This is a genomic window from Aquibaculum sediminis (assembly GCF_040712085.1).
Classification (GTDB): Bacteria; Pseudomonadota; Alphaproteobacteria; order Kiloniellales; family DSM-21159; genus Aquibaculum; species Aquibaculum sediminis.
Map to the genome: position 1 here is coordinate 289,848 of NZ_JBFCVK010000001.1, position 16,077 is coordinate 305,924.

General features: G+C 64.6%; 10 protein-coding genes. 2 read left to right on the forward strand and 8 right to left on the reverse strand.

The features are described from left to right. Nucleotide 1: 1 nt before the first annotated feature. The 4 genes from narH to ABZ720_RS01380 are packed head-to-tail and all read right to left on the reverse strand — an operon-like array spanning nucleotide 2 to nucleotide 8,058. Complete coding sequence (gene narH / locus ABZ720_RS01365) at nucleotides 2-1,525, reverse strand: nitrate reductase subunit beta (RefSeq protein WP_366553023.1); 1,524 nt, start codon at nucleotides 1,523-1,525, stop codon at nucleotides 2-4. Further along, complete coding sequence (locus tag ABZ720_RS01370) at nucleotides 1,525-5,298, reverse strand: nitrate reductase subunit alpha (protein ID WP_366553025.1); 3,774 nt, start codon at nucleotides 5,296-5,298, stop codon at nucleotides 1,525-1,527. Before ABZ720_RS01370 ends, narH begins: the two co-directional genes overlap by 1 nt. 16 nt (nucleotides 5,299-5,314) lie before the next feature. After that, nucleotides 5,315-6,664, reverse strand: a complete 1,350-nt coding sequence (locus ABZ720_RS01375) for an MFS transporter (protein WP_366553027.1) — start codon at nucleotides 6,662-6,664, stop codon at nucleotides 5,315-5,317. A 29-nt stretch (nucleotides 6,665-6,693) separates the two neighbouring features. Then, on the reverse strand, nucleotides 6,694-8,058 hold the full coding sequence (locus tag ABZ720_RS01380) for an MFS transporter (RefSeq protein ID WP_366553029.1): 1,365 nt from the start codon (nucleotides 8,056-8,058) through the stop codon (nucleotides 6,694-6,696). Nucleotides 8,059-8,315: 257 nt separating this feature from the next. Here ABZ720_RS01380 and ABZ720_RS01385 point away from each other — a divergent pair, with 257 nt between their 5' ends. Beyond that, entirely contained in the window at nucleotides 8,316-9,062 is a 747-nt protein-coding gene (locus ABZ720_RS01385) for a helix-turn-helix domain-containing protein (protein ID WP_366553031.1), read from the forward strand. Between the two features lie 21 nt (nucleotides 9,063-9,083). Here the strand turns inward: ABZ720_RS01385 and pcaF are convergent, their stop codons facing one another. Together pcaF and ABZ720_RS01395 are read right to left on the reverse strand one after the other, a co-directional pair. After that, on the reverse strand, nucleotides 9,084-10,289 hold the full coding sequence (gene pcaF / locus ABZ720_RS01390; protein ID WP_366553033.1) for a 3-oxoadipyl-CoA thiolase: 1,206 nt from the start codon (nucleotides 10,287-10,289) through the stop codon (nucleotides 9,084-9,086). A 38-nt stretch (nucleotides 10,290-10,327) separates the two neighbouring features. After that, the gene (locus ABZ720_RS01395; protein WP_366553035.1) at nucleotides 10,328-11,836 is read right to left on the reverse strand and encodes a 3-hydroxyacyl-CoA dehydrogenase; all 1,509 of its coding nucleotides are present in this window, start codon (nucleotides 11,834-11,836) and stop codon (nucleotides 10,328-10,330) included. A gap of 233 nt (nucleotides 11,837-12,069) precedes the next feature. Here ABZ720_RS01395 and ABZ720_RS01400 point away from each other — a divergent pair, with 233 nt between their 5' ends. Continuing rightward, entirely contained in the window at nucleotides 12,070-13,320 is a 1,251-nt protein-coding gene (locus ABZ720_RS01400) for an MFS transporter (protein ID WP_366553037.1), read from the forward strand. A 20-nt stretch (nucleotides 13,321-13,340) separates the two neighbouring features. Here ABZ720_RS01400 and ABZ720_RS01405 read toward each other — a convergent pair whose 3' ends face one another. Together ABZ720_RS01405 and ABZ720_RS01410 are read right to left on the reverse strand one after the other, a co-directional pair. Continuing rightward, entirely contained in the window at nucleotides 13,341-14,852 is a 1,512-nt protein-coding gene (locus ABZ720_RS01405) for a M81 family metallopeptidase (RefSeq protein ID WP_366553039.1), read from the reverse strand. Between the two features lie 42 nt (nucleotides 14,853-14,894). Further along, nucleotides 14,895-16,061 (reverse strand): M20 aminoacylase family protein, encoded by a 1,167-nt coding sequence (locus tag ABZ720_RS01410; protein WP_366553041.1) that lies wholly within the window; start codon nucleotides 16,059-16,061, stop codon nucleotides 14,895-14,897. Nucleotides 16,062-16,077 lie beyond the last annotated feature (16 nt).

The window sequence follows — 16,077 nt, forward strand, 5'->3', positions numbered from 1 at the left end:
TTCAGGCCTCCAGGGGTGTCTTGTGGGGTTTGTCGCGCGGCGTGCCGAAAAGGTTCGTCTTGCTCGACCCGCTGGAGCAGCCATTGCCGAAGCTGAAGCCGCAGGAACCACGCAGATCGTAGGCATCCTCCGTCACCTCCCGATGGCTCGTGGGGATGACGAAGCGGTCCTCGTAGTTCGCGATCGCCATGATGTGATACATCTCCTCGATCTGCGCGACCGAGAGGCCGACCTTTTCGGCAAAGCTGGCGTCCTCCACCCCCTCGACGGTCTTGGCCCGCATGGTGGCGCGCATGGCCAGCATGCGTTCCAGCGCCAGGGCCACCGGGGCCTCCTTGCCGGCCGTCAGCATGTTGGCGAGGTACTTGAGCGGGATGCGCAGGCTGCGCACGTCCGGCATGCCGCCATCCAGACCCATGGCGCCCGCCTCGGCCGCCGACTGGATCGGCGAGAGCGGCGGGACGTACCAGACCATGGGCAGGGTGCGGTATTCCGGATGCAGCGGGAAGGCGACCTTCCAGTCCATCGCCATCTTCCACACCGGCGACTTCTTCGCCGCCTCCAGCCAGGCGTCCGGCACGCCGTCCGCCCGAGCCTTGGCCTGGATTTCCGGGTCGTGCGGGTCGAGGAAGATCGAGAGCTGCGCCTCGTAGAGGTCCTGCTCGTCCGGCGCGTTGGCCGCCTCCTCGATGCGGTCGGCATCGTAAAGCAGCACGCCGAGATAGCGGATGCGCCCGACACAGGTCTCGGAACAGACCGTGGGCTGCCCCACCTCGATGCGCGGGTAGCAGAAGGTGCACTTCTCGGACTTACCCGAAGACCAGTTGTAGTAGATCTTCTTGTAGGGGCAGCCCGAGACGCACATGCGCCAGCCGCGGCACTTGTCCTGGTCGATCAGGACGATGCCGTCCTCCTCGCGCTTGTAGATCGCGCCCGAGGGACAAGCCGCCACGCAGGTCGGGTTGAGGCAGTGTTCGCAGAGCCGGGGCAGGTACATCATGAAGGTGTTCTCGAACTGCCCGTAGATGTCCTTCTGCACCCCTTCGAAGTTCACGTCCTTGGAGCGCTTGGAGAACTCGCCGCCCAGGATCTCCTCCCAGTTCGGACCCCACTCTATCTTGTCCATCCGCTCGCCGCTGATCAGCGAGCGGGGCCGCGCCGTCGGCGGGGCTTCCATCTCCGGCGCGTTGTGGAGATGCTCATAGTCGAAGGTGAAGGGCTCGTAGTAGTCGTCGATCTCCGGCAGGTCCGGGTTGGCGAAGATTTTCGAGAGCAGGCGCCACTTGCCGCCCATGCGGGGCTGCAGCTTTCCGGAGCGGGTGCGGATCCAGCCGCCGTTCCACTTCTTCTGGTTCTCCCACTCCTTGGGGTAGCCGATGCCGGGCTTGGTCTCGACGTTGTTGAACCAGGCGTATTCAACGCCTTCCCGCGAGGTCCAGACGTTCTTGCAGGTCACCGAACAGGTGTGACAGCCGATGCACTTGTCGAGGTTCAGGACCATGCCGATTTGCGCGCGAATCTTCATTACTCGGCCGCCTCCTTTGCGGATCCGGTGGCAGTCTGGGACGAGGTCTCCTCGGAGGTGGCTGCAGGCCGGTCGAGCCAGTCCACCTTGTTCATCTTGCGCACGATGACAAACTCATCACGGTTGGCGCCCACGGTGCCGTAGTAGTTGAAGCCGTAGGAAAGCTGGGCGTAGCCGCCGATCATGTGCGTGGGCTTGGTCACGGTGCGGGTCACGGAGTTGTGAATGCCGCCACGCGTCCCGGTGATTTCCGAGCCCGGCACATTCACGATCTTCTCCTGGGCGTGGTACATCAGCACCAGGCCCGGCTTGACCCGCTGGGACACCACGGCCCGGGCCACCAGCGCCCCGTTGGCGTTGTAGGCCTCGATCCAGTCGTTGTCCTCGATGCCCGCCGTCCTGGCGTCGTCCTCGCTGATCCAGATGATCGGGCCACCGCGCGAGAGCGTCAGCATGAGCAGGTTGTCGGTGTAGGTGCTGTGGATGCCCCACTTCTGGTGCGGCGTGATGAAGTTCAGCACCACCTGGGGATTGCCGTTGCCCTTCTGGTCGATCACCGGCGCGACGGTGCGGGTATCGATCGGCGGCTTGTAGACGCAGAGCGCCTCCCCGAAGGCCCGCATCCAGAGGTGATCCTGGTAGAGCTGCTGCCGACCGGTGAGCGTGCGCCAGGGGATCAGCTCGTGGACGTTGGTGTAGCCGGCGTTGTAGCTGACCTTTTCGCTTTCCAGGCCCGACCAGATCGGCGAGGAGATGATCTTGCGCGGCTGCGCCTGGACGTCGCGGAAGCGGATCTTCTCGTCTTCCTTGTGGACTGCCAGATGCTGGTGGTTGCGGCCAGTGAACTTGCCCAGGGACTCCCAGGCCTTGACGGCAACCTCACCATTGGTTTCCGGCGCCAGGGTCAGGATCACTTCGGCAGCATCGATGTCGGTTTCGATGCGCGGCATGCCCTTGGTCGGGCCCTCTTCGGTCACGGCGCCGTTCAGGCGGGCCAAAAAGTCGACTTCCTGGCCGGTCTTCCAGGCCATGCCCTTGCCGCCGTTGCCGATCTCGCCCATGAGCGGGCCCAGGGCGGTGAAGCGCTTGTAGACGTTGGGATAATCCCGCTCAATCACGGCCATGCCCGGCATGGTCTTGCCGGGCACGGCGTCGATCTCGCCCTTCTTCCAGTCCTTCACGTCCAGCGGCTGCGCCAACTCGCCGGGGCTGTCGTGCTGGATCGGCGTGAGAACCAGGTCCTTCTCCTTGCCCAGCACCTCCGGCGCCACGGCGGAGAAGGCCCGCGCGATGCCCTTGTAGATTTCCCAGTCGTTGCGGCTTTCCCAGACCGGATCCACCGCGCCCGAGAGCGGATGGATGAAGGGGTGCATGTCCGAGGTGTTGAGGTCGTTCTTCTCGTACCAGGTGGCCGTGGGCAGCACGATGTCCGAGTAGAGGCAGGTCGTCGACATGCGGAAGTCCAGCGTGACCAGCAGGTCGAGCTTTCCTTCCGGCGCCTCTTCGTGCCAGACGACCTCCTTGGGCTTCTGGCCGCCGGTTTCGCCCAGGTCCTTGCCCTGCACGCCGTGGGTCGTGCCCAGCAGGTGCTTGAGGAAGTACTCGTGCCCCTTGCCACTGGAGCCCAACAGGTTGGAGCGCCAGACGAAGAGATTGCGCGGCCAGTTCTCCGGCGCGTCCGGATCCTGGCAGGAGAATTCCAGCCGGCCCGCCTTCATCTCCTCGACGGCATAGTCCCTGGGGTCCTTGCCGGCCTGCTCTGCCGCCTTGACCACCTCCAGCGGATTGGTGCGCATCTGCGGCGCCGAGGGCAGCCAGCCCATGCGCTCCGAGCGCGCATTGAAGTCGATCAGGCTGCCATCCCAGTCCCCCTTCGGCGCGGTGGGCGACAGGATCGAGGCCACCGGCAGCGTCTCGTAACGCCACTGGTCGCTGTGTGCGTACCAGTAGGAGGTTGAGTTCATCTGCCGCGGCGGCCGGGCCCAGTCGAGGGCAAAGGCCAGGGGCAGCCAGCCGGTCTGCGGGCGCAGCTTCTCCTGCCCCACGTAGTGCGCCCAGCCACCGCCCGACTGGCCGACGCAGCCGCACATCACCAAGAGATTGATGATGGAGCGGTAGATCATATCCATGTGGTACCAGTGGTTCAGGCCCGCACCGAGGATGACCATGGAGCGCCCTTCGGTCTTGTCGGCGTTCTGTGCGAACTCCCGGGCGGTCGCGATCACCTGGGCCCGCGGCACGCCGGTGATCTTCTCCTGCCAGGCCGGGGTGTATGGCACATCCTCATCGAAGGATTTCGCGACGTGGGCACCACCCAGGCCGCGGTCGAGGCCATAGTTGGCGCAGAACAGATCGAAGACCGTGGCCACCTTCACCGGGCCTTCCGGCAAATCCAGTTCACGGATGGGTACATTGCGCTCGAGGACGTCCGGATGCTCGCTGTGCTGGAAGTGCTCATGCGGCGTGCCGCCGAAGTAGGGGAAGGCCACCGGCAGCACGTCATCGCGGGCATCCAGCAGCGACAGCCGCAGGCGCACCTCATCGCGCCCACTGGCCCGCTCCTCGAGGTTCCAGCGCCCCTGCTCGCCCCAGCGGAAGCCGATGGAGCCATTGGGCACCACGATCTCGCCGCTGCGCTCATCGACGGCCAGGGTCTTCCATTCCGGATTGTTCGTTTCGCCCAGACCGTCCGCAAAATCGCTGGCGCGCAGCTGGCGCTCAGGCACCCAGCGCCCGTCCTGCTTCACGAGTCGCACAAGGAAGGGCATATCGGAATAACGGCGGCAGTAGTCCTGGAAGTAGTCCGAATGCTTGTCGAGATGAAACTCCCGCAGGATCACGTGGCCCATGGCCAGGCCCAGGGCGGCATCGGTGCCCTGTTTCGGCGAGATCCACAGGTCGGCGAACTTGGAGGCTTCCGAGTAGTCGGGTGTGATGACCACCGACTTGGCGCCCTTGTAGCGCGCCTCGGTGTAGAAGTGGGCGTCCGGCGTGCGCGTCTGCGGCACGTTCGAGCCCCAGATCAGCAGAAAGCCGGCGTTGTACCAGTCGGCACTCTCGGGCACGTCAGTCTGCTCACCCCAGGTCTGCGGGCTGGAGGGCGGCAGGTCGCAGTACCAGTCGTAGAAGCTCAGGCAGGTGCCGCCGAGCAGCGAGAGGTAACGCGTGCCCGCGGCGTAGGAGATCATCGACATGGCCGGGATCGGCGAGAAGCCCGCGACGCGGTCGGGGCCGTAGCGGCGGATCGTGTAGGCATTCGCAGCAGCGACAATCTCTTCCACTTCGGCCCAATCAACGCGAACAAAACCGCCCTGCCCGCGCACCCGGGTGTAGCGTTCGCGTTTTTCGGGATCCTCGACGATCGCTGCCCAGGCAGCCACCGGCGTGTTCACCTCGCGCGCCTCGCGCCAGAGCTGAATCAGGCGCTTGCGCACCATGGGATACTTCAGGCGGTTGCCTGAATAGAGGTACCAGGAGTAGCTGGCACCACGCGAGCAACCGCGCGGCTCATGGTTCGGCATGTCGGGGCGGGTGCGCGGATAGTCGGTCTGCTGCGTCTCCCAGGTGACGATCCCGCCCTTCACGTAGATCTTCCAGGAGCAGGAGCCGGTGCAGTTCACGCCGTGGGTCGAGCGTACCGTCTTGTCGTGCTGCCAGCGGCGACGATAGGACTCCTCCCAGCCCCGATCCTCGTTGGTCACGATGCCGTGCCCTTCGGAGAAGTCGCCGACGGTCTTACGGAAGAAGTTGAGGCGGTCGAGAAAGTGACTCATCGGGGTACTCCACTCCTCAGCAGGGGGCTTCCGCGCCCTTGCGGGCGTAGAACCACCAGTTGATGACAAGGCAGGCGGTGTAGAAAATCGCGGCCCAGTAGAAGAAGGCATTGGGCGTGCCGAAGAAGCTGACCGAGAGCCCCAGCATCATGCCGGCGGCAAAGGGCCCGTAGGCGGCCACGGCGCTGGTCCAGCCGATCACGCCGGCCGCTTGGCGCGGCGTGAAGAGCATCGGCATCTGCTTGAAGGTCGAGGCATTGCCGATGCCGGAGAAGAAGAAGACCCCCAGCATGAAGGCCACGAACCAGGGGAACTGGTCCAACGAGGTGGGGCTGGTGAAGAAGGTGACAGCCAGGACACAGATGATTAGCCCGATCGCCGAAACCTGCGTGACCTTGGCACCGCCCAAGCGGTCCGAGATCGGGCCGGCCACGACCCGCATGACCGAACCCACCAGGGGGCCGAGGAAGGCCCAGGCCAGGGGGTCCGGTGCATTCTCAAAGTCGCCGTAGAGCTGGCGGATCAGCAGCGGGAAGGTGGCGGAGAACCCCGAGAAGGTGCCGAAGGTCATGATATAGAGGATGGTCATCAGCAAGCCGTGCTTGAGCTTGAAGATGTCCAGCTGCTCCCGGAAGTTCGCCCGCACCGGGACCGAGCGCAGCAGGAACCAGGAGGCAAGACCGAAGGCCAGGATGAAGGGGACATAGACCAGGGCGGCGTTCTGCAGCCAGAGTTCGCGCTCGGCGCCCGTTGCCACCTGCGGACCGCCGGCCAGGGTTCCGACCAGCGCGAAACCGATGATCCACGGCGTGACGAACTGCACGATGGACACGCCGAAGTTCCCGATACCGGCCTGGACAGCCAAGGCCGTGCCCTGCAGCCGCTTCGGGAAGAAGAGGCTGGTCGAGGGCATGAAGGAGGAGAAGTTGCCGCCGCCCAACCCGGCCAGGAAGGCCAGGCCCAGCAACACCCAGTAGGGCGTCTCGGGGTTCTGCACCGCAAAGAACCAGCCGATGACCGGCAGCAGCAGCAGGAATGTTGAGACGGTGACCACATGGCGGGTGCCGTAGATCGGCACCAGGAAGGTGTGGAGGATGCGCAGCGTGCCACCGGCCAGCCCCGGCATGGCGGTCAGCCAGAAGAGCTGGCTGCCCGTCAGATCAAAGCCGATGTTGGGCAGGCGCACGACCAGGGCGCTGACCATGAACCAGACCACGAAGGCCATGGTCAGGTTGGCGGTGGTGATGGAGAGCGTGCGCCAGGCCAGCGTCCTGCCCTGACTGTCCCAGAATGCCGGATCTTCAGGCTCCCACCGTTTCAGCCAGGTGGAGCCTTGGCGGTCGGGCTGCAGGCTTTCGCTCGACATGCTTTCGGGTTCCTTCCCAGACAGGACCGTCAAGCCGCGCCCTTCCGGGGCGCAGCAGGGGGTTGATGTTCGGGGGGTTGATGTTCTGGGCGATGGATTTCCAGCATCTCGGGGAGCTGGGGCAGCTCCTTACGACCGGGCGCGGCGGCGCGCTCCATGCGCAGGATGGCGAGGTGCATCCAGATGAAGGCCACGGCGACCAGCAGGAAGAGCAGCATGAAGCAGCTCGTCCAGACGCCGATCATGTCATTCAGGGCACCGAAGGTGATGGGAAGAATGAAGCCACCCAGGCCACCGATCATGCCGACGACCCCACCAACGGAGCCCACGTGCTCCGGGTAGTAGACCGGGATGTGCTTGTAGACAGCCGCTTTGCCCAGCGACATGAAGAAGCCGAGGATGAAGACCAGGATGGTGAAGGGAAGAACCCCCATCTCGATGGTGAAGGCGATCGGCCCATCGATCCCGTGCACCACATAGTCGGTGGAGGGATAGGAGAGCAGGAAGGTCGCGACGGCCGACACGCCGAAGGTCCAGTACATCACCGCCCGGGCACCGATGCGGTCCGACAGCCAACCGCCGAACGCCCGAAACACACTGGCCGGGATCGAATAGGCAGCACCCAGCATGCCGGCTGCGGTTATCGGCAAGCCGTAGGCGCCCACGAAATAGCGCGGCAGCCAGAGCGCCAGGGCCACGAAGGCACCAAAGACGAAAAAGTAGTAGAGCGCGAAGCGCCAGACCTGCAGCTTCTTGAGCGGTGCGAGCTGCTGGCCGATGGACTGTGGCTTGGCGCCGCTGCGCCGCCGCTCCTCCAGGGCAGGATCGTCCTCGGTGGTGAACCAGAACACGATGGCCATCACCAGCAGCGCGGCCGCCCAGACCACTGCAACCGCCTGCCAGCCGTAGGCCACCATCACGAAGGGAGCCAGAAACTTGGTGACGGCGGAACCGACGTTGCCCATACCGAAGATGCCGAGGGCCGTGCCCTGCTTTTCCTTCGGGTACCACTTGGAGACATAGGCGACACCGACCGAGAAGGAGCCGCCGGCGAGCCCGACACCCAGCGCGGCGATCAGGAAGGTTTGGTATGTGGTGGCCCAGGACAGGAGAAAGGTGGCGATCGCCGCGGCAATCATGACGATGGTGTAAACCAGCCGACCACCGTACTGATCCGCCCAGATCCCGAGAATCAGCCGCACCAGCGAACCGGTGAGAATGGGCGTGCCCACCAGCAGGCCGAACTCCGTTTCGGAGAGTCCGAGCTCCTCCTTGATCTGCACACCAATGATTGAAAAGATCGTCCAGACGGCAAAACAGACCGTGAATGCCACGGTGCTCAGCGACAGGATTCGCGATGGCGTCGCTGTACCGCTGCTCGACATCGTTGGCATCTCGCCCTCTCCGGCAATGCTCGACACTTGTTGTGACGTTGGAAAAGGACGCTATTCGGAATGCCGCTCGCCTTGATTGATCCAGCGCAAAGTAGTGATCTGAAACCCGCACTTTTTGGATAGAGGTATTAAAGATACCCTATTCATTCCTCCCAGTTTTATCTGATCGCAAAGAAGGACATGATGAATATCATTCTGTATTGTGATATATCTCACAATTACCCGATCCTGCCGGCGAGCGAACAGGAGTAAGCGCCGTGCCGCTACGCGAGAGCGACATCGAGAGTCTGCAGCAGATTCCGCTCTTCTCCGGGCTGGAAATCCCGGATCTCAAGTCCCTGACGGCAGGAGCGCTGCTCCAACGCTTCCCGGTCCGCACCCGTCTGTTCGATTCGGGCACGCAGCCGGACTTCCTGCACATCCTGCTCGACGGCAGCGTGCAGCTCTCCGCCACCGAGTCGGAGAGCGACCGAGAGGTGGTCATTGAGATCGTGACCCCGCCGGACTGCTTCATTCTCGCCGCCGCCCTGACCGATACGCCCTACCTGATGAGCGCAACGGTACAGGAGCCGGCGCGCCTGCTGCTGCTGCCCGCCTCTGAACTCCGCCGCGACATCGCCGCTCATCCCGAACTGGCATTGACGCTGCTCGCCTCCCTGGCCGGACAGTTCCGCCGCATGGTTCGGCAGGTGAAGAACCTGAAGCTGCGCACCACGGTGCAGCGCGTCGGCTGCTTCCTGCTCAGCCTGGCCGAGACCGGGGATGCTGGCGAACTGGGTGCTGCGGAAATGACCGTCCAACTGCCTTACGACAAGCAGGTCATTGCCTCGCAACTGGGCATGACGCGCGAAAGCCTGTCCCGGGCGCTGGCAACACTGCGCGACCTGGGCGTGGAAACGCAGAACGACCGGATCCTGCTGAAGGATCCGGTCGCCCTGGCCGCCTATTGCCACCCCGACCGCCTGATCGACGGGGTGGAGAAGGAGTTGCGGGTGCCCCGCTGAGCGCTACCAGCGCTGCTGCCCCTACACGCGCTCCAGCAAGAGCGCGATGCCCTGGCCGACGCCGATGCACATGGTGCAGAGCGCCAGGCGCGCGTCGTGGCTCGACAGCTCTTCCGTCGCCGTCAGAGCGAGGCGCGCCCCCGACATGCCCAGAGGATGCCCCAGCGCAATGGCGCCGCCGTTGGGGTTCACCTGTGGCGCGTCGTCGGGCAGTCCGAGCTGACGCAGCACTGCCAGCGCCTGGGCGGCGAAGGCCTCGTTCAGTTCGATGACATCCATGTCCGCGATGGCATGGCCGCTGCGGGCCAGCAGCTTTTGTGTCGCCGGCACCGGCCCGATTCCCATGATGCGCGGCGCAACGCCGGCGCTGGTGCAGGCAACCACGCGGGCGCGCGGGGTGAGGCCATAGCGCTCCACGGCCGCTTCCGAGGCCACAATCAGCGCCGCCGCCCCGTCGTTCACGCCCGAAGCATTGCCGGCGGTCACCGTCCCCTCCTGGCGGAAGGGCGTGGAGAGCGACGCCAGCTTCTCCAACGTGGTCGCCCGCGGGTGCTCGTCCTGCTCGACAACGAGCGGATCGCCGCGCCGTTGCGGGATGGTGACCGGCAGGATCTCGCGAGCGAGCCGGCCGGACTGTTGTGCCGCGGCCGCCCGCTCCTGGGAGCGCAGGGCGAAGGCGTCCTGATCCGCGCGCGCAATATCAAACTCGGCCGCCACGTTCTCCGCCGTCTCGGGCATGGAGTCCGTGCCATAGAGCTTGTGCATCTGCTTGTTGATGAAGCGCCAGCCGATGGTGGTGTCGAAGACCTCGGCCTTGCGCGAAAAGGCGCTGTCGGCTTTGCCCATCACGAAGGGCGCCCGGCTCATGGACTCCACGCCACCGGCCAGGACCAGATCGGCTTCGCCGGTGCGGATGGCCCGGGCAGCCTGCCCCAGCGCTTCAAGACCGGAGCCGCACAGCCGGTTCACCGTCGCCCCCGGCACCGCCTCCGGCAGCCCGGCCAACAGCGCGGCCATGCGCGCCACGTTGCGGTTATCCTCACCGGCCTGGTTGGCACAGCCCATGATCACGTCATCGACCTGGCTCCAATCGACGCCCTCGTTGCGCCCCATAAGGCCACGCAGGACACCGGCCAAGAGATCGTCCGGTCGCACGGAGGCGAGCGCTCCGCCGTAGCGACCGATGGGGGTGCGCAGTGCGTCGCAGACAAAAGCTTCCTTGCTCACGTCACTCGTTCCTTTCTCTTTTTTCCGTCGACAGCGGTTCAGACGCTGGGCCTGTAACCGGTGGGCAGATGGAGTGCCGCCCGGCGCCGCAGCCACAGCGAGGGGCGATAGCGGTCGTCGCCGGTCAGGGCCTGCATGCGCTCGAGAATGGTGAAGACCCGACGGCACCCGAGGTGCTCCACGATCTCCAGCGGCCCCTTGGGATAGTTGAGACCCAGCTTCATGGCGGTGTCGATGTCCTCCGGCGGTGCCAGGCCGATCTGAGCCATTTCGCAGCCGAGATTGCCGACCATGGAAAGAATCCGCTGGGCCACGAAGCCCAGGGAATCGGCGATGGCCGTCACCTTACGCGTCTGGCCGAGTAGGTCGATCACCGCTTGGCGCACCTCGGGATCGACGTTCGGTGCGCCCATCAGAGTGATCCGGGTGGATACATCGGGCAGCAGGTCGATGGCGATCAGCCGCGTCGGGTCGATGCCGCTGCGTCGGGCCAACTCCGTACAGTCCTCGCCCACCGGGGCAGCCAGGATCGGGCTGCTGCCGTCGTCCTCCTCCAGGAGGTCGACCCCCAGTTCCCCGGCGAAGGCGCGCAGATGCTCATCAGCCTCGAAAAGGACCAGCTTGCGCGCCGGCTTGTCCCCGACGGCAGCATCGGCACTGGGCACCTCCGGCTTGCCGTCACGGTAGACGTAGTGCCCGTGATTCGTCTTGCGCCCCAGGCGTCCCGACTCAAAGAGCGAACGATGCAGCGTAGTAGAACGCAGTCGCGGGTCGTGGAAGAAGGACTCGTGCACCAGACGGGTGACCGGGAAGTTCACGTCCATGCCGGTCAGGTCCATCAACTCGAAGGGCCCCATGCGAAAGCCGAAGCCGTCTCGCATGATGGCATCGACCTGGGCCGGCGTGGCCACGCCCTCCTGCACCACGGCCAGGCCCTCGGTGGTATAGGCGCGCCCGCCGAGGTTCACGAGGAAGCCCGGCGAATCCGGCACCTCCACCGGCGTGCGTCCCAGCCGGGATCCCAGGCCGCGCAGAGCTTCCACCACCGCTGTGGCGCTGTCGGGACCGCGAATGACCTCGACCAGTCGCATCACCGGAACGGGGTTGAAGAAGTGCAGGCCGGCAACGCGTTCGCGCCGCTCACACACCCGGGCAATGGCCCCGATGGGGAGCGACGAAGTGTTGGAAGCGAGCACACAGTCCGCGGCGACGATGCCTTCCAGTTCCCGGAACAGGCCGCGCTTGATCTCCAGATCCTCGATGATCGCCTCGATCACCACCTGCCGATCCGCAAAATCCTGCAGGCTGTCGCCCAAGCGCAGGCAGGCCTTGGCTGCAGCCACCTCTTCGGCACTCGCCTTGCCGTTGGTCACACGCTTGTCGAGGCGGGCAAAAACCGCGTCGCGGGTCTTGGCGGCAGCCTCGGCGTTCTGATCACAGAGAATGACCTCCACACCGGCGGAGATGGCGACCTGGGCGATGCCGCCTCCCATCGCGCCGGCCCCGACGATGCCCAAACGAAGATCGGCGGCTGCTGGATCGAACATGGCTTCCTTTCCGTGAACCTGACTAGAGGATGTTCTGAGGGGCGCAGAGAACCCGCAAGCAGGCCTTCGGTCAAACAAAAGCAGCCACCTGCCCGCCCCATCACGAAACTGCGGTTCAGCCCCGTGGATAATGCAATCCTGCTCCCGCCTTCCGCCAGTTGTGCCCCAGGGAGCAGCGGGGTAACGCTGCTGCCAGTATCAAGAAGTCTGTCGTCGAGTGGGAGGGGTATGGCGTGAGCGCAAAGGTCGTCGGGGACCACTTGGAGCCCAACGAGGGGATGGACAGCCCCTATGCCTGGTGGCGACTGTTGGTATCGCTGCTCATCGCAATGGTCGGAGGCATTGGCCTCTGGTCCACGGTCGTCGTGCTGCCCACCATCGAGACCGAGTTCAACATCGACCGCGGCGACGCCTCCCTGCCCTACACGGCCACCATGATCGGTTTCGCCATCGGTGGCCTCTTTTTCGGTCGCATGGCCGATCGCCACGGCATCGTCCGGCCGCTGCTGTTTGGTGCCGTCATGCTGAGCGGCGGCTACATCGCCATCTCACAGGTCACGGCCTACTGGCAGTTCGTGGCGATCCAGGCCGTCATGGTCGGCATGCTCGGCAGCGCCGCCTCCTTCGGTCCGCTGATCGCCGATGTGACCCACTGGTTTCTCAAACGCCGGGGAATCGCCACAGCGGTCGTCGCCAGCGGCAGTTACCTTTCCGGCACCATCTGGCCGCCAATTCTGAGCTACATCACCGAGGCCTATGGCTGGCGCGAAGCGCATCTGGTCATTGGGGTGGTCAGCCTCGTCATCATGCTGCCGCTTATCATGCTGATGCGTCGGCCCACGCCGATCCACGCGGGGCCGAAAGCCGTCAGCACCCGTCCGCCGGTCCGCGCGCCCCTTCCTGCGCCCGTCCTGCAGGCTCTGCTGGTCTTCGCCGGCATCGCCTGCTGCGTGGCCATGGCCATGCCTCAGGTCCACATCGTGGCCTACTGCGGTGACCTGGGCCATGGGGCGGTGCGCGGGGCAGAAATGCTGTCCCTGATGCTCGCCATGGGCATCGTCAGTCGGCTGATCTCCGGGGTGATCGCCGACCGCATCGGCGGTCTGGGAACGCTCATTCTGGGATCCACCCTGCAGTGCCTGGCGCTGATCCTCTACATCCCCTTCGACGGCCTGACCTCGCTCTATATCGTCTCGGCGCTCTTCGGCCTGGCGCAGGGCGGCATCGTGCCGAGCTATGCGCTGATCGTGCGGGAATACTTCCCGGCCAAGGAAGCCGGAGCTCGGGTGAGCCTCGTACTCATGGCCACCATTATCGGCATGGCGCTGGGCGGCTGGCTCTCCGGTGCCATCTACGACTGGACCGGCTCCTATCAGGTCGCCTTCCTGAACGGCATCGCCTGGAACATGGTCAACTTCGGCATCGCCTTCTTCCTTCTCCTCCACCGCTTGAAGGCCGACATTCCCATAAGCGCCCGCGGGTAAGAGCCGCGGGCGCGATCCGGTCAGTTCGTGGCGCTGCGGTCCTGGATATCGTCCAGGGGATAAATCGGGCGACGAACCTTGGTGAAGTTGAGCTGGCTGTAGTCGGAGGTGCAAACGCCCACGCCCGCGCATTCGATTATGTCCCGGGCGATATGCTTCAACCCCGCGCGCCAATGAATGCGGCTCTTCAGCATGATGTAGCGTTTTTGCATCGGATCGATGCCGAGGCTGAGCAGCACGTTGATGTCATGAGGCTCCACGTGGCGGGAGATGATGACGATCTCCACGCGGCCGGTATCCAGAACCACAGCGGTGCCCATGTCCATGGCGACGCCCGCGTACATCGGCCCCTTGTTACGATAGCGACCCTCCGAGATGGTCTTGACCCGGCCCGTCACTTCGAGGGGCTTGCTGTCAACAGGAATGCTCGGCATTGGCAACTTGCCGCCAATGCACAGCGTCACGCACTCGCCAATGCCCGCAGCCACGGCCTGCTGCACCGCTTCCGGATCAAAGATCGCGAAGGCTGCCACATCCTCCAACTCCTGCCGAAGGATTTCTGCCAGAACGGCAGTGGTATCCATGGTACCGCCCGAAGCTGCATTGTCGTAGTGATCAAGCAGGATGACGGGACCCTGCGTCACATCCTTCGGCAAGTCCTTGGCGCGCCCGACAGACGCAGCCAGGGGCTCCGGGTGGTAGACGAAGGCCGCCCGTTCTTGCCAGGCACTGTCCAGCAGTTCATCGCGCAACCGCTCGGCCAAGGCGCGATCATTATCCGTCACCACCACCACGGAAAGGCCGGCGTCACGAATGTCAGCATGAGGAAAGCCCACGAAAAGGCTGACGGCCAGCACGCCGGGAAGGCTTTCCATCTCTTGCGCGCGAGCCTGCAGCATCCCGTTGGGATGGTCGTCGGTGCCCTGACGCATCACGTGGGGCAGCATGGGGTTGTTGCCCCACGCCTGAAGCGGCTGTACTTCGCCGCGAATCTTCGCCACCAGTGCTCTCGCCGCCCGCTGCCCAGTTTCGAACATGTCGATGTGCGGATAGGTCTGGTACCCGGCGACGACGTCGCTGTTGGCCACGATGGCATCATAGATGTTGGAGTGCATGTCGAGGCCGACAGCGATGGGGGTCGTGGGGGCAAGCGCTCGCACACGCGCGAGCAGGCCGCCCTCCCCGTCCTCCAGGCTTTCCGTCACCATGGCGCCGTGCAGATCGAGGAGAATGCCGTCCCAGCCGCCTCGTTCGACCGCATCGCAGATTGCGTCGGTCATGATGCGGTAGGCCTCGTCATCCACCGGCCCGCTGGGCCAGGCCTCGGCGGCAATGGCAACATCGATCTCCGCGCTACACTCTTCGGCCTCCGCCATGAAGCCGCCCATAACCGTACCGGTGCCGCGATAGGCGTCGATCGCCTCCTGGCCGCGCAGGGGCTGATCCCCCCGCCGGGCGAAACGCTCAATTTTGGTCTCCACCGGCGAAAAGGTGTTGGTCTCGTGCTTCATCATGGCCAGGAGCAGGCGCATGGCGGGCTATCTCCCTTGGTTTCTGGAGGTGTGGAGCGGTGCTCAGGCTGCTTGCAGGCGGCGCTCAACGATCCGCGCCATGATGGAAGCGCCAATCGGCAGAATGCCGTCATCCACGAAGAAGCCTGGGTTGTGCAGCGGCACGTTCCCGCCATGACCGACACGGCAATAGGCGCCGGGCACCACCTTCAGCATGTCGGCAAAATCCTCACTGCCGGTCGCATACTGGTCGGTTTCCAGCGCATTCTCGGCACCCACGACATCGGCCGCGGCTTCCAGATAGGCTTGGCCGAGGTCCGGGTCGTTCATGAGCACATCGAAGATGTTACGCAGGTCCACCTCGATCTTGACTCCATAGGCCGTCTCCATGCCCCCACAAAGCTCATGGATGCGCTGGTGGGTCATCTCACAAGCTTCGTCCGAAAAGTAGCGGATCGTGCCAGAAATCGTCGCCGTGTTGGGCACCACATTATAAGCTGAGCCTGAGTGGATCTGCGTCACCGACAGGACCAACGGCACGGCGGGCGCGCGATTGCGGCTGACGATGGTCTGAAGCTGTTGCACCATCGCCGTCGCCACGATGATAGGGTCCTGGCCCTGGTGCGGCATGGCGGCATGGGCACCGGTCCCCTTGACGGTGAGGTCGAAGAATGTTGCCCCTGCCATGGCGGCCCCGGGCTTCAGCCGAACCTGACCCACCGGACTCGTTGGATCGTTGTGCATTCCGTAAATCTCGTCGCAGGGAAAGCGCTCGAAAAGTCCCTCTGCCAGCATCCGCCGAGCACCACCGAGGCCTTCCTCCGCGGGCTGAAAAATAAGATGCACCTTGCCGGCAAAATCGCGCGTTTCGGAAAGGTAGCGCGCCGCGCCCAGCAGGATCGCCGTATGGCTGTCATGCCCGCAGGCGTGCATCTTGCCCTCATGCTTGGAGGCATAAGGAAGGTCCGTTGCCTCCTGAATGGGCAGGGCATCCATGTCGGCGCGCAGGCCTATCGCCCGATTGCCGGGATGCTTTCCCTGGATGACACCGACGACCCCAGTGCCCCCGATCCCCCTGTGCACCTCGTCGACGCCCCAGGCTTCCAGCTTGTCCGCCACCAGGTTGGCTGTCCGCGTTTCCTCAAAGCCCAGCTCGGGGTGGGCGTGAATGTCATGGCGAACGGCACTCAGCTCGTCAGCGAATTCCTGTATTCTGGGCAAAACAGGCATCTCGTTTTCCTCTCTT

Bases quoted from the DNA above. Each gene is read 5' to 3' on its own strand.
- ABZ720_RS01370 (WP_366553025.1), bottom strand. From the start codon at position 5,298: ATGAGTCACTTTCTCGACCGCCTCAACTTCTTCCGTAAGACCGTCGGC.
- ABZ720_RS01405 (WP_366553039.1), bottom strand. From the start codon at position 14,852: ATGCGCCTGCTCCTGGCCATGATGAAGCACGAGACCAACACCTTTTCG.
- ABZ720_RS01395 (WP_366553035.1), bottom strand. From the start codon at position 11,836: ATGTTCGATCCAGCAGCCGCCGATCTTCGTTTGGGCATCGTCGGGGCC.
- ABZ720_RS01410 (WP_366553041.1), bottom strand. From the start codon at position 16,061: ATGCCTGTTTTGCCCAGAATACAGGAATTCGCTGACGAGCTGAGTGCC.
- ABZ720_RS01375 (WP_366553027.1), bottom strand. From the start codon at position 6,664: ATGTCGAGCGAAAGCCTGCAGCCCGACCGCCAAGGCTCCACCTGGCTG.
- narH (WP_366553023.1), bottom strand. From the start codon at position 1,525: ATGAAGATTCGCGCGCAAATCGGCATGGTCCTGAACCTCGACAAGTGC.
- ABZ720_RS01380 (WP_366553029.1), bottom strand. From the start codon at position 8,058: ATGCCAACGATGTCGAGCAGCGGTACAGCGACGCCATCGCGAATCCTG.